Source organism: Natronomonas amylolytica (assembly GCF_037031205.1).
Classification (GTDB): domain Archaea; phylum Halobacteriota; class Halobacteria; order Halobacteriales; family Haloarculaceae; genus Natronomonas; species Natronomonas amylolytica.
Genome location: NZ_JAYEZM010000008.1, coordinates 149166 through 168479, shown reverse-complemented (window position 1 = coordinate 168479; position 19314 = coordinate 149166). Strand labels below are relative to the sequence as shown.

General features: G+C 67.2%; 20 protein-coding genes and 1 pseudogene. 10 read left to right on the top strand and 11 right to left on the bottom strand.

Annotated elements, in window-relative coordinates; genetic code table 11:
• From U5914_RS13080 to U5914_RS13070, 3 genes and pseudogenes are all read left to right on the top strand, one after another.
• A pseudogene (locus tag U5914_RS13080) lies at positions 1-158 on the top strand (IS6 family transposase); the annotation flags it as partial.
• 56 nt (positions 159-214) lie between these two features.
• Positions 215-682 (top strand): TM2 domain-containing protein, encoded by a 468-nt coding sequence (locus tag U5914_RS13075; RefSeq protein ID WP_336136216.1) that lies wholly within the window; start codon positions 215-217, stop codon positions 680-682.
• Positions 682-1119, top strand: a complete 438-nt coding sequence (locus tag U5914_RS13070; protein WP_336136215.1) for a zinc ribbon domain-containing protein — start codon at positions 682-684, stop codon at positions 1117-1119. The genes U5914_RS13075 and U5914_RS13070 overlap by 1 nt, the downstream gene beginning before the upstream one ends.
• A gap of 13 nt (positions 1120-1132) precedes the next feature.
• On the opposite strand, the gene U5914_RS13065 is transcribed toward U5914_RS13070, so the two are convergent.
• The 4 genes from U5914_RS13065 to U5914_RS13050 all read right to left on the bottom strand — a co-directional run bounded on the left by U5914_RS13065 (position 1133) and on the right by U5914_RS13050 (position 4250).
• On the bottom strand, positions 1133-1843 hold the full coding sequence (locus U5914_RS13065; protein ID WP_336136214.1) for a CAP domain-containing protein: 711 nt from the start codon (positions 1841-1843) through the stop codon (positions 1133-1135).
• 38 nt (positions 1844-1881) lie between these two features.
• Complete coding sequence (locus tag U5914_RS13060) at positions 1882-2970, bottom strand: iron transporter (RefSeq protein ID WP_336136213.1); 1089 nt, start codon at positions 2968-2970, stop codon at positions 1882-1884.
• Positions 2971-3050: 80 nt separating this feature from the next.
• The gene (locus U5914_RS13055; RefSeq protein ID WP_336136212.1) at positions 3051-3197 is read right to left on the bottom strand and encodes a hypothetical protein; all 147 of its coding nucleotides are present in this window, start codon (positions 3195-3197) and stop codon (positions 3051-3053) included.
• Between the two features lie 90 nt (positions 3198-3287).
• Positions 3288-4250 (bottom strand): glutathione S-transferase family protein, encoded by a 963-nt coding sequence (locus tag U5914_RS13050; protein WP_336136211.1) that lies wholly within the window; start codon positions 4248-4250, stop codon positions 3288-3290.
• A gap of 138 nt (positions 4251-4388) precedes the next feature.
• On the opposite strand from U5914_RS13050, the gene U5914_RS13045 reads away from it, so the two are divergent.
• From U5914_RS13045 to U5914_RS13035, 3 genes are all read left to right on the top strand, one after another.
• Complete coding sequence (locus tag U5914_RS13045) at positions 4389-5156, top strand: 4-phosphopantoate--beta-alanine ligase (RefSeq protein ID WP_336136210.1); 768 nt, start codon at positions 4389-4391, stop codon at positions 5154-5156.
• 57 nt (positions 5157-5213) lie between these two features.
• Complete coding sequence (locus U5914_RS13040) at positions 5214-6407, top strand: M48 family metallopeptidase (RefSeq protein ID WP_336136209.1); 1194 nt, start codon at positions 5214-5216, stop codon at positions 6405-6407.
• A 121-nt stretch (positions 6408-6528) separates the two neighbouring features.
• Complete coding sequence (locus U5914_RS13035) at positions 6529-7470, top strand: cell division protein CdpA domain-containing protein (RefSeq protein ID WP_336136208.1); 942 nt, start codon at positions 6529-6531, stop codon at positions 7468-7470.
• Here U5914_RS13035 and U5914_RS13030 read toward each other — a convergent pair.
• The 4 genes from U5914_RS13030 to U5914_RS13015 form a co-directional block, all read right to left on the bottom strand.
• On the bottom strand, positions 7467-7967 hold the full coding sequence (locus tag U5914_RS13030) for a Mut7-C RNAse domain-containing protein (RefSeq protein ID WP_336136207.1): 501 nt from the start codon (positions 7965-7967) through the stop codon (positions 7467-7469). The two genes, U5914_RS13035 and U5914_RS13030, sit on opposite strands and share 4 nt — an antisense overlap.
• A 199-nt stretch (positions 7968-8166) precedes the next feature.
• Positions 8167-9957, bottom strand: coding sequence for a helix-hairpin-helix domain-containing protein (locus tag U5914_RS13025; protein WP_336136206.1), 1791 nt, complete (start codon positions 9955-9957; stop codon positions 8167-8169).
• Between the two features lie 6 nt (positions 9958-9963).
• Positions 9964-10404 (bottom strand): DUF5788 family protein, encoded by a 441-nt coding sequence (locus U5914_RS13020; RefSeq protein WP_336136205.1) that lies wholly within the window; start codon positions 10402-10404, stop codon positions 9964-9966.
• A gap of 46 nt (positions 10405-10450) precedes the next feature.
• Positions 10451-10990 carry a DUF7097 family protein gene (locus tag U5914_RS13015; RefSeq protein WP_336136204.1) on the bottom strand — a complete coding sequence of 180 codons (540 nt, stop codon included), beginning with the start codon at positions 10988-10990 and terminating at the stop codon, positions 10451-10453.
• Between the two features lie 78 nt (positions 10991-11068).
• On the opposite strand from U5914_RS13015, the gene U5914_RS13010 reads away from it, so the two are divergent.
• Both U5914_RS13010 and U5914_RS13005 read left to right on the top strand, forming a co-directional pair.
• Positions 11069-11428, top strand: a complete 360-nt coding sequence (locus tag U5914_RS13010) for a DUF192 domain-containing protein (protein WP_336136203.1) — start codon at positions 11069-11071, stop codon at positions 11426-11428.
• A gap of 198 nt (positions 11429-11626) precedes the next feature.
• Positions 11627-13129, top strand: a complete 1503-nt coding sequence (locus U5914_RS13005) for a (R)-citramalate synthase (RefSeq protein ID WP_336136202.1) — start codon at positions 11627-11629, stop codon at positions 13127-13129.
• 105 nt (positions 13130-13234) lie between these two features.
• On the opposite strand, the gene U5914_RS13000 is transcribed toward U5914_RS13005, so the two are convergent.
• Together U5914_RS13000 and gdhB are read right to left on the bottom strand one after the other, a co-directional pair.
• A complete protein-coding gene (locus U5914_RS13000; RefSeq protein ID WP_336136201.1) occupies positions 13235-14116 on the bottom strand; it encodes a mechanosensitive ion channel family protein in 882 nt (293 codons plus the stop codon).
• Positions 14117-14266: 150 nt separating this feature from the next.
• Positions 14267-15562, bottom strand: a complete 1296-nt coding sequence (gene gdhB, locus U5914_RS12995) for a glutamate dehydrogenase GdhB (RefSeq protein ID WP_336136200.1) — start codon at positions 15560-15562, stop codon at positions 14267-14269.
• A 228-nt stretch (positions 15563-15790) separates the two neighbouring features.
• Here gdhB and U5914_RS12990 point away from each other — a divergent pair, with 228 nt between their 5' ends.
• Positions 15791-16342, top strand: coding sequence for a GMP synthase subunit A (locus U5914_RS12990; protein WP_336136199.1), 552 nt, complete (start codon positions 15791-15793; stop codon positions 16340-16342).
• A gap of 3 nt (positions 16343-16345) precedes the next feature.
• On the opposite strand, the gene U5914_RS12985 is transcribed toward U5914_RS12990, so the two are convergent.
• On the bottom strand, positions 16346-17644 hold the full coding sequence (locus U5914_RS12985) for a condensation domain-containing protein (RefSeq protein ID WP_336136198.1): 1299 nt from the start codon (positions 17642-17644) through the stop codon (positions 16346-16348).
• Positions 17645-17802: 158 nt separating this feature from the next.
• Here U5914_RS12985 and U5914_RS12980 point away from each other — a divergent pair, with 158 nt between their 5' ends.
• Positions 17803-19260 carry a dihydrolipoyl dehydrogenase gene (locus U5914_RS12980; protein WP_336136197.1) on the top strand — a complete coding sequence of 486 codons (1458 nt, stop codon included), beginning with the start codon at positions 17803-17805 and terminating at the stop codon, positions 19258-19260.
• The last annotated feature ends 54 nt before the right edge of the window (positions 19261-19314 follow it).

The following is a 19314-nucleotide window of genomic DNA, read 5'->3' as shown; positions in this document are numbered from 1 at the left end:
GATACGAAAAACACGGAAATCGGAACAGCGCCGAACGTGTCTTTCGTGAGATAAAACGACGAACTACCAGCTTTTCGAACTGTTTCAGCAACGCCGAAGCAGACACCGCCGACGATTGGCTTCGAGCTTTCGCCTTCGCATGGAATCAGCTTATCTGAACACTACCGCCGATAGGACGACTAGATATATAAGGCCCGCCCCGCCACCAAATTCCATGTCAGAGCGAGACGAAAACGGCGACGACACCGCCGACGAAAGCGGCGGGTTCGAACCGGCCGAGGAGCCGACCGACGAGACGCCTGCAGAGGAGGCGACGGCGGACGAATCGCCGGGCCGCGAGCCCGCTTCGAACACGGCGAGCGGCTCGCCCGGTCCGGACGAGCAGTACTGTTCGAGCTGTGGGGAGATAATCAAGAAGGAAGCCGAGATCTGTCCCGAGTGTGGCGTCCGGCAGAAGCCCTCGGCGTCGAGCGGTTCGAAGGACCGGGCGACGGCGGGCATCCTCGCGATTCTCCTCGGATGGATCGGCGCCCACAAGTTCTACCTCGGTGAGACCGGTATGGGCATCCTGTACCTGTGCTTCTTCTGGACAGGTATCCCGGCCATCGTCGGACTCATCGAGGGGATACTCTACCTCACCAAGACCGACGAGGAGTTCCAGCGCCAGTACGTCAACGACTGATGGGACGGCAGAAGGGCGCCGACGAGGTCTTCTGTACGTCCTGTGGCGCCGCCATCAAGAAGGAAGCCGAGATCTGTCCCGAATGCGGCGTCCGCAACGAGAACGCGACCCGACCCACCCAAAGCACGCCCACCGAAACGACCGTCTCGGATTCGTGGTGGTACGGCGTCGGCGGGTGTCTCGGCCTGTGGGTGCTGGTGTTGCTGTTGCCGTCCGATATCTCGCCGGCCGTGGATGCACTGTTCGGCCTGCTGACCGTCACCGCGTGGATCGGCCTGCCGCTGTCGGCGTACTTCGATAGCAAGTACGTGGGTGCTAACAGCGACTGGCTGCCGAACGCCGCGCTGTGGGTCATCGGCCTGCTGGTCCCGCTGGTGAACGTCGTCTTCGGCGCCGTCTACCTCTACCGGCGCCACGAGGTCCTCGGGGAGCCGTAGCCTCGATGCCGCTTCAACAGAACAACTGCGTCACGTAGACGGCGTCGTCGCCGACGGCGACGCCGACGCCCTGCCGGGTGTACCGCTCCCGGAGGAGTGTCCGGCGGTGGCCCGGCGAATCCATCCACGACCGGACGACGTGGTCGGCGAGGCCGGCCTCCGAACTGGCCAGGGCGCCGCGCGGGGCCTGATAGATGTTCTCGCCGGGGAGACAGTCGAGTCCGGCCGCTCGGACCCGGTCTTCGGGGTCCTCGCCGTCCGGGTTCGTGTGGTTGACGAAGCCGCGGTCCCGCATGTCGCGGCTGTGGTTGCGGGCGACGGCCGCCAGCGTCGCGTCGTGTCTGGTCTCGCCGACGTCGGCCGCGACTCGTTTCTCGTCGCTCCGGTCCTCGATGTGGTCTTCGACAGCGCCCGTATCGAGGTCGCCACCGAGGGGGCCGCCCCACGCGACCGCGGCGAGGGCGGCGACGACGACAAGCAGGGTCAGGACGGCCAGTCCGATGCCGGGGCGGAACAGCGACGAGAGGGGTTCGGACGGCCGGTCGCCGTCACTCCCGTCGCGGCCGTCGAGGTCCAGTCGCCATCCCGAGGTGTCGCCGGCGTCGGTCCCGGGGCAGTCGTGGGCCTCGGGGGGCTGATGTGCGGTACAGCAGGCAGCGCCGCAATGCGGGCAGGCGTCGCTGACCGGGGTTTCGGTCCCACAGACGACACACTCGGGTGCCACGGACGGCGGTACGGACCGGGAGGGCAAAACGGCGGCGGCTACAGGCCCAGTTCGGCGTCGGGCAACTGGAGGAAGGCGGTCTCGTAGCCCTCGTGGCGGGCGACCTGCGGGTGGGTATCGACCGAAAGGGTCAGGTCGTCACCGGCGCGGGCGTCGACGGCCGCGCCGAAGTGATAGCCGAGGTCGCTGTCGAAGGTCCGGGTGAGTCGGCCATCGAAGACCGATTCGCCGTCGCGGTCGACGGTGGCCGACAGCGCCATCGCGGGCAAGACGAGGTCGTTGTGCGGCGTCCGCGCCAACACGGCGAGATAGCCGGCGTCTTCGCCCTCGACGCCCGCCGGCGGCGAATCGAGGGTGAGTACCTCGAAACGGGCGTCGCCGCTTTCGGCGGTGCCGTGATGCTCCCCCGGCAGCGACGCGGGGTCCGGCGAGACGCCCACCGGCACGTCCATGTCCATGACCGGCGGGACCGCCGCCTCGCCCGCGCGGTCGGTCGTCCGCTCGACGGCGAGGTTGTCGCGGGTTTCGGTACTGAACGGGAAGTCGACGGTCGCGCTGCCGGGGTCTTCGAAGCGGTCGCGATAGTCGCCGGTTCGGCGGACGTTCGGGGCGCCGACCGAGACGGTCACCTCGTAGTCGCCGTCGCCGTCCAGCCGGAAGTTCGCGCCGTAGTGAAAGCCCATCCGCGGCGAGAGCATGGGGTAGATGACCTGCTCGTCGAGCGGTTCGCCGTCCTTGGCGATGTCGATGGTGACGCCGGTCTCGGGGAGGACGCGCTCGGTTTCGGGGTCCCAGACCAGCGCCATCAGGTGGGCGTCCTTGCTGCCGTCGACGTCGTGGAGGTTCGCGTCCTCGACGGATTCGGTGGTCGCATCGACCCGCCAGAACCGATGGGGGTAGGTGTAGGTGACCGCGACGGCGTACTCGTCGTCTTCCGAGCGGGCCCTTCCGACCATCTCCATGCCGTCGACGTGGGTCGGAAAGTAGACCCGCTCCGGTCGGTCCTCGAGGAGGGGGGGCGTCGACGCGACCTGACGGGTCTCCAGCAGGCCGGTACAGCCGGCGGTGGCGGCCGTTGCGGTGGTTCCGACGCCGAGACACGCCCGTAGGTACTGGCGACGCTGCATTATCGGGTGTTCAGGGGTCGACGACTATGCCGATTTCGGTCCGGCGGAGAGACGACGGCAGAAGAAGGTCGAACGGACGGTCAGAGCTCTATTTCCTCTCCCTCGTAGAGTTCCTCGAACTCGAGGTCGCGGTCACGGGCTTCGAGTGCCCGCTCGATCTCGTATTCACGGCGTTGTTCCCGCTTCTTCTGACCTTTCCGTTCGCGGCCTCGTTTCGTGTCCGGCATTGCATGCGTGAGTATACCACGCACACATATATGCGTAACGCAAGCGGCGGGTCCTGCGCAGGAGGTACAAAAGGGGCCGCAGTCGGCGGGTTAGACCGGGGGTTCGCCGGCCAGTTCGTCGCGGTCGTGTGGCGCCTCGAAATCGGGGTCCGGCCCCATCGGCACGATGCGCTTGGGGCTGACGTCGGGGTGGGTCGTGTAGTAGTGTTCCGTGATGTGGTCCATGTGGGTCGTCTCGCCGAAGCCGTCGGTCCCGTAGAGGTCGCGGAGATACGGCCAGAGGTGGTCGTACTCGCGGATGAGCCTGTGGTTGCACATGAAGTGGGTGTGGTAGACCTCGTCGAAGCGGACCAGCGTGGTGTACATCGCGATATCGGCCTCGGTGAGGCGGTCACCGACGAGATAGCGCTGGTCGGCGAGCACGTCGTCCCAGTAGTCGAGAGCGTCGAACAGTTCGGTCACGGCCTCGTCGTAGGCCGCCTGCGTGTCGGCAAAGCCGGTCCGATAGACGCCGTTGTTGATGGGTTCGTAGATGTCGTCGAGGGCATCGTCGATGTCGTCACGGAGGTCCACGGGCGCGAGGTCGACGCCGTTGCCCAACTCCGCGAAGGCCGTCGTCAGGTTCCGTATGACCTCGCGGGACTCGTTGTTGACGATGGTTCCCTCTTGGCGGTCCCACAGCACGGGCACCGTCACCCGGCCCGTGTACTCGGGGTCGGCCTCGACGTAGACCTCCCGGAGGTAGTCGGCGCCGTGGATGGAGTCGGTGGTACACCCCGCCTTCTCGGGCGTGAACTGCCAGCCGCCGTCGTCGCGGTAGGGGTCGACCACGTCGACCGAGATGGCGTCTTCGAGACCGAGCAGTTTCCGCGTCACGAGCGTCCGGTGGGCCCACGGACAGGCATAGGAGACGTAGAGGTGATAGCGGCCCGATTCGGCCTCCTCGGGGTCGACCCGGTCACGGAAGCTGGTCGGCTGGCGTTCGAACTCGCCGGCCTCGTTGGTGGGGTCGTAGTCGGTGACCCACTCGCCGTCGATGAACTGGTTGACCATACGGGGTGGAGGCGCTCCCGAGGGATATGCCTGCGGTCGGCGGCCGTCGTTTGCCGACAGCGACGACCCCGATGCCTCCCGGGGGCGTCGACGCGAGGGAACGGGAGCCTTTTACGATGCCGTCGCCGAACTTCAGCCATGACTGACGCGGAGATTCCGGAGTCACATCCCCGCTACGAGTCGCTCATCACGCGACACCGCATCGAGGAGGGGGTCGACCTCGGCATCACCTCCCGGCAGGGACTCATCGCACAGGGCCGCGGCGAGGCCTTCGACTACCTGCTCGGCGAGGAGACGCTGCCGAGCGCCGACGACGCCGAGCGAGCGGCGGCCGCCCACCTCTTGGCGGCCGACCACGCCGTCCTCTCGGTCAACGGCAACGCCGCCGCGCTGGCGCCCGGCGAACTGGTCGAACTCGCCGAGGTGACGGGCGCGGACCTCGAAGTCAACCTCTTCAACCGCACCGAGGAGCGCATGGAGCGAATCGTCGAACACCTCCGCGAGCACGGCGCCGAGGAGGTCAAGGGCCTGCAAGCCGACGGCCGGATTCCCGGCCTCGACCACGAGCGCGCGAAAGTCGACGCCGACGGCATCGGCAGCGCCGACGTCGTCCTCGTCCCGCTGGAGGACGGCGACCGCGCCGAGGCACTGGCCGAGATGGGCAAGACCGAACTCGTCGTCGACCTCAATCCGATGTCCCGGTCGGCGCAGTCGGCGACCGTCCCCATCATCGACAACCTGATTCGAGCGGTTCCGAACATCACCGAGCACGCCCGCCAGTTGGCCGACGCCAGCGACGAGGAACTCGACGCCATCATCGAATCGTTCGACGCCGACGCCGCCCTCGCGGCCGCCGAACGCGCGATTCGCGAGATGGGCGAGGAAGCCGGAAGCATCGACGACTGATACGCCCGCTTATCGACGCTCGAACTCGGAGAAAGTTTCACTATCGGTCCGAACGGGGTGCCGACCGTAACGCTCGGCCTCCGTCTCCGGTTTTCGCTCCTCGTCCGAACCGTCTTCGCCCTCTGTATCCTCGGGACGCTGACGCTGGTTTTGAGCCTCATCATCAGCGTCTTCGGTGCTTTCTTCGGCTTCATCGTGTGGGGGTGGCTCTTCCGAATCTACGAGTTCGTCCTCACGATGCCGCGCGTGTCGGCGATGACGCCGGTGCCGTCGACGGCCGTCGCACCGCTGGCGTTGCTCGTTCTCGTCGGCATCGTCTACGGCTGGGAGCAGATCGCCCGCTATACGAGCGCCGACACGCTCCTGCCGCCGACCGACCCGGCGTCGGCGACCCTCTCGGTCGTCGCGCTCGGAAGCCTCTATCTCCTCGTCGTCGAGGGTATCATCGCCATCGGCGTCGCGCTCTCGGCGGCGCTGTCGGCGCTGGACAGTCTGCTCGTCGTCTTCCTCGTGGGGGCGGCCCTCGCCGTCGTCGGTACCGTCGGCGAGGTGCGCCAGGAGATCGGCAGTCTCCGCGAGAACCTGCTCGATGAGACGGTTCTGGCCGAAGACGCTGCCCCCGAGGTCGAGCGGACCACCCACCGCCTCGCCCAACTCGCGGACGTGCCGCCCCCGGAGGTACGCGTCGCCGAGACCGACCGGCCGGAATCCTTTACCATCGGGACGGGCACGAGCGCCGTCGTCGTCGTCTCCCGCGGCCTCGTCGAGGCGCTCGAGGAGGCGGAACTGGAGGCCGTCCTCGCCCACGAGGTGAGCCACCTCGCGAATCAGGACAGCCGCATCATGGGCGCGGCGCTGGCGCCCGTGCTGGCGGCCGACGACTGGATCGACCAGAACCCGAGCGACTACGACGTCGGCGACTGGCTCTGGAACGCCCTCTTCCGCGGGCTGAAGTGGTTCGGCCAGCTGGGGGTCGCCGTCTTCTCCCGCGGCCGAGAGTTGAGCGCCGACACCGCTGGAGCCGCGCTCACCGGGTCGCCCGCGGCGCTGTCGAGTGCCCTCCGGCGGCTTGACGAGGAGCGACGGACGCCGGAGACCGACCTCCGGGCGTGGGAGGATTCGGTCACGGCCATCGACATCCTGCCGCCCTCCGAACGCGAGGGGGCGACCGGGCCGTTCCGCACCCATCCGTCGACCGACGCGCGCATCGAGCGCCTCCGGCGGATGGCCGCGGAGACCGAGCGGGAGTGAGCGACCGCGGTTCACGGCGGCCGCCGAATCGGCGTTGTGTGGACTCTGACGGCCGCGAATCGCCCGCCGTCTTGCGCGTGTCTGACGTAGTGTTTTGTGTGTTGAGACGGAACGAAACCCTATGGCTAGCCTCACGGAGGTCTACGAGGGAGGAAACGGGGCCAGCCTCCGGCGGCTGTATGCCGGTGTCGCGCTGTTTGGGGTCGGCGCGGTACTGCTCGTTGCCGGCATCGTCATCGCAGCCACCGAACTGTCCCAATCGCTCGGCCTCGACCTGTTCGAGGCGCGGAACTACGCGGGGGTCCTGGGTGGCCTCGGACTTCCAGCGCTGCTGCTCGGTACGATAATCGTCCTGCCGCGGGCCGAACGCCACGTCAGGGTCGGCGCCGCCGCGGGCGGACTCATCAGTCTCGTCGGCGTCGTGCTGTTCAACGCCGCCTACCCCGTCGACTGGGTCGGCGGCTCCGGCAACACCTCGATGACACTCGTCGTCGCGGGCGTCTACTTCACCGGCGCACTCGTCACGAGTTGGAGCCTCTTCGCGTCGGTCGCGAGCTTCAAGGCCCGCAACGACCCCGGCGGCACCGTCAAACTCGAAATCACGAAAGGCGGCGAGACGAAAATCGTCGAAGTCGAGGGCGACGACCTTCGGGGTACGCTCGGCGGCATCGGCCTGCTCGGGGCCGACCCCGACGGCGAAGTGGAGACACAGACCAACCGCGATTCGGCCGGCGGCTCACAGGGGTCCTCCGATTCGGCGGCCGGTTCGGCTGGGTCCCGAAGCCGTTCGGGAACCGATTCTCAGTCGTCGGGCCGGGCCGCAAACCCCGGCTTCGGCGACGACCTGAGCGTTACCGACGGCGGCGCGACGACCGACGACGCCGAGTTCCTCGACGAGAGGCCCGCCAGCGCGCCCTCGCCGGACGACCGCTACTGCGGCAACTGCGGACACTTCCGCTACGTCCGCACCGACGAGGGGATGGTCCCCTACTGCGGCCTCCACGGCGAAGCGATGGACGACATGGAGGCCTGCGAGGAGTGGTCGCCGAACACCCAATCCTAACCGAGCGCCTTCTTCATCCGTTCGTAGTGGCTCCCCTTCCAGAACACCTGTCCACACGCCCGACAGCGCCAGCAGTCGGTTTCGGCGGGGTCCGGCGCGTAATCGGGCGTATCGGCGCCTGCCGGCACCGAATCGAGGCGGCCGTTACACCGTCCACAGCGTGACGGCTCCGCGTCGGCTTCCAGTTCGACGCCCGCCTCGCGGAGTTCCGCCAACTGGTCCTCGACGGGCTTCGCCGACAGCAGGATGGATTCGTCGGCCTGTGCGGCCAACTGCACGTCTCGGGTGAGGAGGATTCTGTCTTCTGCCTCTGCGAGTTCGAGAATCAGGTCGTCCGCCTCGATACCTCGGTCACCGGCATAGGCCGTATCGTACCCCGCGAGTCGGAGATAGACGGCCAGTTTGCCGAGCATCACGTCGAGGAGGAAGGCGTCCGTTTCGGGTCGAACGCCGGCTTCGATTTGCTCGGTTTCGTCCGATTCGTTTCCGGTGGTCATTTCGGAACGACCACTTCTGACAGCACCGCAGTCACCCCGGAAGCCCTCGGAGGGATGGCGGTCGCTGAGAAGGATATCCTCCCTTCGGTCGGATAGGGCCTTCTCAGCGACTCCACTTCGTCGCCATCTCCCCTCGCCCTTCCATTCCACCAGGGGAGAGGTATCTCGTTCGAGCTATGCAGCAAGAAGAGCGCCCCCGTCACAGTCCGAGGAAGTCCCGAAGCCCCTCGACGTCCCGGCAGTTGAGCACGTCGTCGGGTTCACACCAGCCGCGGCGGGCGGTGTGGACGCCGAAGCGCATGTACTCGAAGGCGCCGGGGCGGTGGGCGTCGGTGTTGACGGAGATGGTCGCTCCGGCCTCGATTGCGGCCTTGGCGTTGCTCGACCGGAGGTCGAGCCGGCGCGGGTCCGAATTGATTTCGAGGGCCGTCCCGTTGTCGGCGGCGGCTTCGGCGACCCGGTCGATGTCGATGTCGTGGCCGGGGCGCTGGTTGAGCATCCGACCCGTGGGGTGGCCGATGATGTCGACCTCCGGGTGTTCGATGGCCGCCACGAGGCGGTCGGTGCCGTCGCCGTCGAGGCCGCTGTGCGGCGAGGCGACGACGCAGTCCAGTTCCGCCAGCACGTCGTCGCCGACCGAGATGCCTCCGTCCTCGTCGATGTTGGCCTCGACGCCCGCGAACACCTCGATATCGGTCTCCTCGGCGACGGCGCGAATCGCCTCCATCTGGTCGAGCAGTTCCTCGTCGGAGAGGCCGACGCCGCCGACCATCCCGGGGCCGGTGGCGTGGTCGCCGACGGAGACGTAGTCGTGGCCGAACTCGGCGGCGGCCTCGACCATCCGCTCGATGGACTCGTCGCCATCGGAGTAGTTCGTGTGGAAGTGGAGGTCGCCGTTGATGTCCTCGCCCGTCAGGAGGTCCGGCAGGGAGCCGTCGGCGGCGGCTTCGACCTCACCGCGGTTCTCGCGGAGTTCCGGCGGCATCCAGTCCATATCGACGGCGGCGTAGACCTCCTCTTCGGTTTCGCCGGCGACGCGCTCGCCGACGCGCTGGCCCGAATCCGGGTCCTCCACGCCCGAGACACCGTCGGACGAGTCCGACGAGCCGTCCGAACCGAGTTCGGAGATGTCGAAGACGCCGTACTCGTTGACCTTCAGGTCCATGTCGATAGCCCGGTTACGGACCGCGATGTTGTGGTCCTTGCTGCCCGTGAAATACTGGAGGGCGGCGCCGAACTCCTCGGGCACGACGACCCGGAGGTCGACGCGGAGGCCGTTGGAGCGGACGCTGGCCTTGTTCGTGCCGGCCTCGATGACCTCGTCGGTCTCCTCCCACCCTTCGAAGGCGTCGATGACGGCCTCGAAGTCCTCGCTGGCAGCCAGTGCGTCCACGTCGCCGATGGTCGGCCGCCACCGGCGGATGGAGCCGGCGACGTCGACGCGGTCGACCGCATCGACGCCCTCGAAGAACGCCGTGACGCGGTCGGCGACGGGGCGGGCCTCACCGAGCAGGCTCCGCTCGCGGGACTCGCGGGCGAAGGGGATGTTCTGGACGATGTTCTCCTCGGTTTTCGGGCCGAAGCCCTTGACCTCCTGAATCTCGCCGGCCTCGGCGGCGGCTTCGAGGTCGTCGAGCGTCTCGATTCCCAGCGCGTCGTAGAGGGCGGCGACGGTCTTCGGGCCGACCCCTTCGACCGCCGTCAGGGCGTCCATCTCGACGGGCATCTCCTCGCGGAGTTCCTCCAGTTCCTCGATGTGGCCGGTCTCGATGAACTCCGCCGTCTTCGAGGCGATGGCGTCGCCAACGTCGTCGATTTCCTTGAGGGCCTCCTTGCCGCCCTCCTCGTAGAGGGTCTCGACGGCGACGGTGTGGCCGCGGATGCTGTCGGCCGCACGCCGGTAGATGTTCGGCTTGTAGTCGACGTCGCGGGCTTCGAGGTGGTCGGCCATCGCTTCGAGTTCGGCGGCGACTTCTGCGTTCTTGCTCATGGTCTGTTAGGGGCCGCGAACCTGCGGTCCGTCGTCGTCGTGACCCAGCGCCTGCTTCAGGAAGTTCATCCACCGCTTCTGGTCCATCGCTTCCTGTCTATCGGCTTCGGCCTGCACGTCCTCGTGGCCGAGGTTCTCGAGGGCTTCGAGCGCCCGGTCGATGCCGATGATGCCCTCGGCGATTTCCTCGCCTTCCTCGAAGGAAATGTCGCCGTCCTCGATTTTCTGGCGGCGCTGGAGGCGCTCGCGGCGGAGGTTCTTCTTGGCCTGCTCGACGCGGTCGCGCTCGCCGGGCGGCACCGTCTCGCGGCGCTTGATTTCGAAGACGAACTCCTGTAGCTCCACCTCCTCGCCCTGCACGTCGATGCGCTCGGGGATGTCCACGCCGACTGTCGAACTCTCGCGGTCGACGCGTTCGAGGAGTTGTTTGCGCTGGTACTCCTGCACACCTCGTATTCCGGGTTGGAACGATATATAAGGACCGACGGCCCGCTTATTCGGCCCCGGATTCGTCGCCGAACCGCTCGGCCGCCGTCTCGAAGGACAACTCCTCGTGTTCCTTCGAGCGGCGGCCCTCCGCCGCGGCGATGGCCTCGGGGTCCGGCGAGGCGTCGTCGTCGATGCGTGCCCACGAGTCGTGAATCTTCGCGTGACACCACCGACAGAGATACACCGTAATCTCGTGGGCCAACTCCCGGCGGTCGTCGTCGGGGTATTCGAGGTGGTGTTCCTCCAGCAGGGGCCGCTCGTCGTCGTGGGCGAGTCGGCGTTCCTCGATGCCACAGCGGATGCACTCCTTCGAGCGCTGGCGGGCCCGGAAATGCGGGCAGTCGTCCCAGTCCCATTCCCCGTCAGGGTCGGCTGCCGGACACCGCAAATCGTCCTCGTGGCGCTCGCGGGCGAACTCCGAATCGTGGTGGCCGTGTTCGGCCGCGTAGCGACACCGGCCGTCGTCGGTGAGGTAATCGCACCGCTCGACGACCTCGTAGGGGTCGTCGACGCCGACCGACGTTCCCTGCGGCGTCTTCTCCATATCGGGCGTGAGGCGTCGCGGGATTTCAACGCTTGCGCTCAGGGTGGCTTTTTATCCGTCGCCGTCACAGCAAGCGACGTGCGCGTCGTACACGAGGTCGACGGCGAGAAGCGAACGCTGGCCAGCGACGTCGAACTCGCCGACGGACTCCTCTCCCAGGGTCTCGGCCTGATGTTCCGGCGGTCGATTCCCGACGACTACGCGCTGGTGTTTCCCTTCTCGAAGCCCCGGCAGCGCGGCCTCCACATGGTCTGTGTCCCCTTCGATATCGATACGGTGTGGCTGGTCGACGACGAGGTCCAGCAGGTGAAACGGCTCTCGGCGTGGACGGGCCACGGACGGGCGCGGGCCGATACCGTCATCGAGATGCCGGCGGACGCCGCCGCTGGCGTCGAAACGGGCGATAGAGTCCGCATCGAGGGCCATGACCGCGCTTGAGCGGTTCGGATGCCAATCCTGCGGAAACCCGCACCTTAATCAACACCCATCCCATTGTGGGAGATACAGCCATGCCGAACTCCACCCCGGCAGAGGATAGAGTAAGTCGCCGCAAGGCGGCTGGTCGAGAAATTCGACCGCTCGTCTAATACAGAGGATTCTACCGTGACTCGCTTATTCGAGGACCATCCCACAGCGATGGCTCTCTCAGACCGTGAGGTACAGTTTCTGGATACCACGCTCCGCGACGGCGAACAGGCCCCCGGCATCTCCCTGTCGCCCGAGGAGAAGGCGGAGATCGCCCGCGCGCTCGATGCGGCCAACGTCTCGGTCATCGAGGCCGGCAGCGCCTGCACCGGGCCGGGCGAACGGGAGACCATCGCCCGCGTCACCGACCTCGACCTCGACGCGCGCGTGACGAGTTTCGCCCGCGGGGTCCGCAACGACATCGACCTCGCCTTGGACTGCGGCGTCGACGGCGTCAACCTCGTCGTGCCCGCCAGCGACCGCCACGTCGAGGAGAAACTCGACACCACCCACGAGGATGTCGTCGACACGACCGTCGACCTCGTGGAATACGCCAAGGACCACGGCCTCTGGGTCGAGGTCCTCGGTGAGGATGGCTCCCGCGCCGACATCGACTTTCTGGAGGAACTCATGGGTGCGGCCATCGATTCGGGCGCCGACCGCGTCTGTGCGCCCGACACCGTCGGCCACGCCACGCCCGACCGGATGTTCGAGATATACGACCGCCTCTCCGACCTCGGCCCGACGTCGATGCACACCCACGACGACCTCGGGCTTGCGGTCACGAACACGCTGGCGGGCCTCGCCGCCGGCGCCGACCTCGTCCACGGCACCATCAACGGCATCGGCGAACGGGCCGGCAACGTCGCCATCGAGGAGGTCGCCATGGCGCTGGACCACGGCTACGGCGTCGAGACCCTCGATACCGAGATGCTCTACGAACTCGGCCAACTCGTCTCCTCGGCGACGGACGTGCCGCTGCCGCCGAACAAGGCCGTCATCGGCGAGAACGCCTTCACCCACGAGTCCGGCATCCACACCGACGGTACCCTCAAGGACGACGCCATGTACGAGCCCTACCCGCCCGAGAAGGTGGGCCGCGAACGGCGCCTCGTCCTCGGGAAACACGCCGGTCGCGCCGGCGTCGAGGCAGGCCTCCGGGAACACGACGTCGAGGTCACCGACGACGAACTCGGCGAAATCGTCGCCCGCGTCAAGGAACTGGGCGACCGCGGCAAGCGCGTCACCGACGCCGACCTCCTGACCATCGCCGAGGAGGTCCAGGGTCGCGAACGCGACCGCCGCGTCGAACTGGTCGACCTCACCGCCGCCTCCGGCAGCGGGACGCCCACGGCGTCGGTCCGACTGGAAGTCGACGGCGCGGAACGGGTCGCCTCCGGGACCGGCTCCGGCCCCGTCGACGCCGCCATCGCTGCGGTCCGCTCGGCGCTCGGGTCGGCTGCCAACGCGCAACTCGATTCCTACCACGTCGACGCCATCACCGGCGGCACCGACGCCGTCGTCACCGTGGAAGTCGAGATGACCCGCGGCGACCGCTCGGTCACCGTCGCCGCCTCCGATTCGGACATCACCACCGCCTCCGTCCGCGCGATGGTCGACGCGCTGGACCGGCTGGTTGCCAACGAGGAGACGCCCGTCTTGGCCGACGACTGAAACCCACTCGTAGCCCGCTTTTTGTACGCTCGGCGGATGTCACGCGTGCTTCTTCGACTCGGTTGAACTACTCGAGAGTCTTCAGCAAACCACGAGTTGCCCGTTTCAGTCGCCGGAAACCCCCTCGACCTCTCCGGCGTTCGTTACCTCTATCCCACCTGAGAGTTCCGTATTCGGATAGGGCATGTCGATTCCTTCGCTATCGAAGCGCTGCTTGACCGCTTCGAGGAACTGTGCGCGTATCGCCCCGTAGCTACTCTCGGTCGGGTCGATCCAGATTCGCCCCTGGAGTACGACAGCCGAGTCACCGAGTCCCGTGACGGGCGCGGTGGGCGCCGGCTTCTCGAGAACGCCGTCGATTCGTGTCCCCTCGTCGATGATGGCGTCCCGTGCCTGCTCGATGTCGTCGCCGTATCCGATACCGAAGTCGACCGACACCCGGCGTTGGTCGTTCTCCACGTTATTGATTACCGCCGCGCTGGCGAGGTCGCTGTTCGGAACGGTGACCAGTTGGTTGTCGAACGTGTCCAGTCTCGTCACCCGCAGTTGGATGTCCCGAACCACGCCGCTGTTCCCGTCCCACTCGACCCAGTCGCCGACCGTGAACGGTTCATCCTGAATGATGAACACGCCGGCGACGAAGTTGGCGATGAGGTCCTGGGCGGCGAAACCGACCGCGAGCGCGAGCGCACCGCCGAGGGTGGCAAACGCCGCCAGGACGACGCCGAAGCCCGCCACCGTCGCGGCCAGCGCCACCGCCACGACGGCGACGATTACGACGGTCGTACTGACCACCAACCCGACGAGCGCCTCATCGAAGCCCCGTTGCCTGAGACTGCGTTTCACCGCTCGGGTCACGAAATACTTCCCGAGCAGGTAGATGACGACGAACACGACGACGAACAACACGACCGTGGTGGCCGCACTCACCAGTGCCGGGACGTACTGTTGTGGGTCGAGGGAGATTCCTTGTTGAAGTGGTATCATGCCACACGATGGTTTCTCCCGATGGCGGCTTAAAAATTCGCCACGTCAGGGCCTCGACGCAGGAACGAACCCGGTCGACGACTGAGGGTCTCGACAGGGCCGCTTCTTTATAAATGAAATAAATCAGAGACGTTGTTCAGACCGGCCGAGTTACGGCCACAGCCCGCGTGCGTCGTGGGCCTTCGAGAGCCGTTCGAGGGCGACGACGTAGGCGGCGTCCCGCCACGTCGCATCGGGGTGGTGCTCGTAGGCGTCCTCGACGGCGGCCCACGCCTTCTCCATCTCGGCGTTCAGTTCGCTGTTGACCTTCTCCAGCGACCACGAGCGGCGGTTGATGTCCTGGAGCCACTCGAAGTACGAGACGGTGACGCCGCCGGCGTTGGCGAGGATGTCCGGGATGACCGGGATGTCCCGGTCGGCGAGGACGGTGTCGGCGGCGAAGGTCGTCGGGCCGTTGGCGCCCTCGACGATGATGTCGGCCCGGATGCCGTTGACGTTCTCCTCGGTGATGGCGTTCCCGATGGCACAGGGTGCGAGCACGTCGACGTCGAGTTCGAGCAGTTCGTCGTTGGTGATGAGTTCGCCGTCCTGCTTCGTGACGGCCTCGGGTTCCTCCTCGTGGGTCGGGATGGCCTCGATATCGAGGCCGTCGGGGTCGTAGATGGCGCCGTTGACGTCGCTGACGGCGACGACGTCGGCGCCCCAGTCGTCCAGCAGGCGGGCGGCGTTGGCGCCGACGCTGCCGAAGCCCTGAACGGCGACGGTCGCCTCGTCGAGGGGCTTGTCGTAGTAGTCCAGCGCCTGCCGGGTGGCGATGGCGACGCTGCGACCCGGTGCCTCGTCGCGGCCGTAGCTCCCGCCGATGACCGGTGGTTTGCCGGTGACGACGCCGGGCTGGGTTTCGCCTTCCTGCATCGAGTAGGCGTCCATGATCCACGCCATCGTCTGGGCGTCGGTGCCCATGTCGGGCGCGGGGATGTCGGTGTTCGGGCCGATGACGTCCCGGAGTTCCTCGGTGAAGCGGCGCGTGAGCCGTTCCTTCTCGTCGGTCGAGAGGTCCTTGGGGTCGACGACGATGCCGCCCTTCGCGCCGCCGAAGGGGAGGTCCATGACGGCGCATTTCCACGTCATCCACATCGACAGCCCGATGGATTCCTCGCGGGTGACGTCGGGGTGGAACCGCAGGCCGCCCTTGTGGGGGCCGCGAACGCTGTTGTGCTGGGCGCGATAGCCCGTGTAGGTCTCGACGGTGCCGTCGTCGCGCTCGATGGGGACCGTTACCTCGTGGACGGCGGAGGGGTCTTCGAGCCGCTCGACGGTGTTCGGGTCGATGTCGACGAACGCCGCGGCCCGACGGAGCTGGCGGCGAGCGACCGCGAGCGCCGAGTCCGGCTCCGTCTGTGTGGGACTGTCGACTGTATTGGGGGAGGACGTGTTCGATGACATTGATGACTCCGTATACCCTCTGCAACGGCCCGACGCCTAAAGTATTAATTGTAAAAGGTGATTAATTCACAAGGTGGGTGATAATATGTCTGATTCGGATGTTCATCACGGTTGCCGACCCCTGGCATCGGTTCGGCTTCCGGGCAGTATCCATCCGAGGCACATCTCCGTAGCGCGCTAGCACGTCTTTCAGACGCTTTTTACGGGTTGGCCCGATACGGACACCCAATGACGCGAATCGTCGTGGTCGACAACCACGGGCAGTTCACCCATCTCGAACACCGCGCGCTGCGTGACCTCGGCATCGACACCGACCTCATCGACAACGACACCGCCCCCGAGGACGTCGACGCCGACGGCATCGTCCTCTCCGGCGGCCCCGACATGGACCGGGTCGGCAACTCCCGCGAGTATCTGGACCTCGACGTCCCCGTCTTCGGCATCTGTCTCGGCATGCAACTCATCGCCGACGAACTCGGCGGCCGGGTCGACTCGGGCGAGTACGGCGGCTACGCCGACGTGACCGTCGATATCGTGGACGACGAGGACCCCCTCGTCGGGTCGCTCGCTCCCAACACCCGCGTGTGGGCCAGCCACGCCGACGAGGTCAAGGAGGTCCCCGAGGGCTTCGTCCGCACCGCGAAAAGCGACGTCTGCGGCGTCGAAGCCATGAGCGACACCGACCGCGACCTCTACGGCGTCCAGTGGCACCCCGAGGTCGCCCACACCGAACAGGGCGACGAGGTCTTCGAGAACTTCGTCGACATCTGCGAGAACTGAGTCTCAGACGATTTCGGCCACCCGCTCGCAGTAGCGGTCGGCGAACGCGTCCGCTTTCTCCGCATCGAACGCCGACTGCGTGTAGCGAAAGCCGAGATGCATCTCCTCGCCGACGGTGGCGGCGCCGATGCTGACCGGCGTCGGGAGCCAGCACGGCGCCGTAAACCACGTCGATTCGGGCGTCTCACCCGAGAGGGCGGGCAACGGCTCCGGTAGCCGGCCGAGATTCGACAGGACGGCCGTATCGAGCAGTCGCCCACCGACACCATCGAGCAGTCTCGGCAGGCGTTTCTTGAGCGACAGCGGTATCGCACCGGGAACGAGGTTGAGCCACTCCAGATAGCCGAGGTACCGCTGTTCGGCCTTTATCTCCCGCGTCTGGTCGATTATCCGGCCGAGCGCCGTCTCCGCATCCTGTCGGTCGACTGCGTCGGTCGCGACGCTCTCGAAGAAGGTGTAGAAGCCGACCCCCTCGTAGAACCACTCGCGCGGGCGGAGGTTCACCGGCATCATGACGCTCAACCTCTCCGCCGGAGCGCCGAAATCGCGGTTCCAGCGGTCGAGCGTCAGATGCATCGCCGCGAGCAGGTGGTCGTTGACCGAGGCGTCGTCGCCCTCGCCGAGTGCGTCGACGACCCCGTCGTCGAGTCGGCGGTGGCGATACCGCCAGCTGGCCACTCCGGGTGCGCCGGCCCCCGGCAACCGCGATGGCGGGTCGAGCAGGTAGCCGAGACGCTGCGCCGTCTTCCCGAGCAACCGTACCCGGCGGCGATAGGACTCGGGCCGGAACCCGTCCAGCACGTCGCGGGATTCGCCGAACGCGAATCGGCTCGGGTTGGGTTCCTCCCCTCGGTAGGCGGTACAGATGGCCTGCAGGATTCGGTAGGCGCCCACGCCGTCCATGGGGACGTGGCTCGAACAGACCCACAGCAGGTCGCCCCTCTCGCCTCCACCTCGGACGACGAGCAGGCGCAACGGGGGTGACGTCGAGAGGTCGATGCCGTCGCCGTAGAACCGCTGGCGGAGCGCGTCGAGGTCGACGTCGCTCGCTTCCGCCACCTCGATGGGGACCGGCGCCTCGTCCGGAACCTCCCAGTCGTAGTCGGTCCCCTCTTTTCCACCCGGACGCCGACGGGCCTTGGCAATCGGATGGATGGCGTAGGCGGTTCGGACGGCCTCCCGGAGCCGCGTCCGGTCGATCCGCTCGCTCGTTGCGACCTCGATTTGAATGTTCCACGGCGTGTACATCCGCTCGACGTGGAACACCGCCTCTTCGAGGCGCGTGAACGGCGCTCGCTTCACGCCCGGCCTCCCGTGGCCCGCGTCGCCGTCAGCATATGCGAATCCGACGCGCGCACGTCGGAAAAACGCTCCCGCCGATGGGCGTCGATTCGGCGGTCGTGCGCCCGGCACGGGGGACCGGAACTCGGTTTAATGCCGCTGGCGCGCCAATCGTCTCCATGGACGAATTCGACTTTCTGGTCATCGGGTCCGGGTCGGGACTGGACGTGGCGAACGTCGCCGTCAATCAGGACCAATCGGTCGCCGTCGTCGAGAAGGGACCGCTCGGCGGCACCTGTCTCAACCGCGGCTGTATCCCCTCGAAGATGCTGCTGTACCACGCGGAGGTCCTGGAGACCGTCGAGCGCGCCGAGGAGTTCGGCATCCACGCAGACGTCGAGGGCGTCGACTTCGCCGAAATCGTCCGCGAGGTCAACGAGGACGTCTCGGGCGACGCCGACTCCATTCGACGCGGCCTCGAATCGTCGCCGCGACACGAACTCTACGACGGCGAGGCGCGCTTCGTCGACGACCGCACGGTCGAGATATCCGGGGGCGAGGACGACGGCGCGAAACTCCGCGCGGAGACGGTCCTCATCGCCGCCGGCACCCGGCCTTCGATTCCGCCCATCGACGGTATCGAGTCGGTCGACTACCTCACGAGTACCGAAGCACTTCAACTGGAGGAACCGCCCGAGCATCTGGTCATCGTCGGCGGCGGCTACATCGCGGCGGAACTGGGCCACTTCTTCGGCACCTTCGGCAGCGACGTGAGCATCGTCGGCCGACGCCCGAACCTCCTGCCGGAGGCCGACGAGGAGGTCGGCGAGGCCTTCACCGACCGCTATGCGGAGCGGTTCGACGTCTACACGGGCTACGAGGCGGTCGCCGCCGAGGAGGCCGACGGCGAGGTGACCGTCGAGGCGCGGCCGTATCCCGAGGCGTCGACGGTCCGGACTGCCGGCGGCGACGCTGTGGCCCCCGCCGACGCCGACCGCGTCGAGGTCACCGGCGACACGCTGCTTGTCGCGGCGGGGCGCCGCCCCAACTCGGGCACGCTGAATCTCGATGCGACGGGCGTCGAGACCGACGCGGGGGGCTTCATCGAGACCGACGAGTACCTCCGGACCGACGCCGAGGGCGTCTGGGCGCTCGGCGACATCGTCGGCGAGTACCTCCTGAAACACAGCGCGAACCACGAGGCCAGCGCGGTCGCACGCAACGTCTTCGGGGGCGAGATGGAAGCCGTCGATTACACCGCGATGCCCTTCGCGGTCTTCGCCTCGCCGGAGGTCGCCGGCGTCGGTTTGCGCGAGGGGGCCCTCCGGGCGGACGACGTCGACTACGCGGTCCGGACCTACCCCTACGAGGAGACGGCCCGCGGGAGCGCGATGCACGCCGAGGGGTTCGTGAAGGTGCTCATCGACCTCGACGGCGAGATTATCGGCTGTCACATCATCGGCCCCGAGGCCTCGAACCTCATCGAGGAGGTCGTCGTGGCGATGAAAGCCGGGACCGGTACCGTACAGGACATCCGCGAGTCGATTCATATCCATCCCGCCCTCTCGGAGGTCGTCCAGCGGGCCTTCTCCGGGCGGTTCAGCCGACCCGAGCATCTCCACGACCACGATCACTGACCGGCGGAAATCGGCGGCTTTCGGTAGTCTGCGGCGTCGGCACACGAGCGAGGC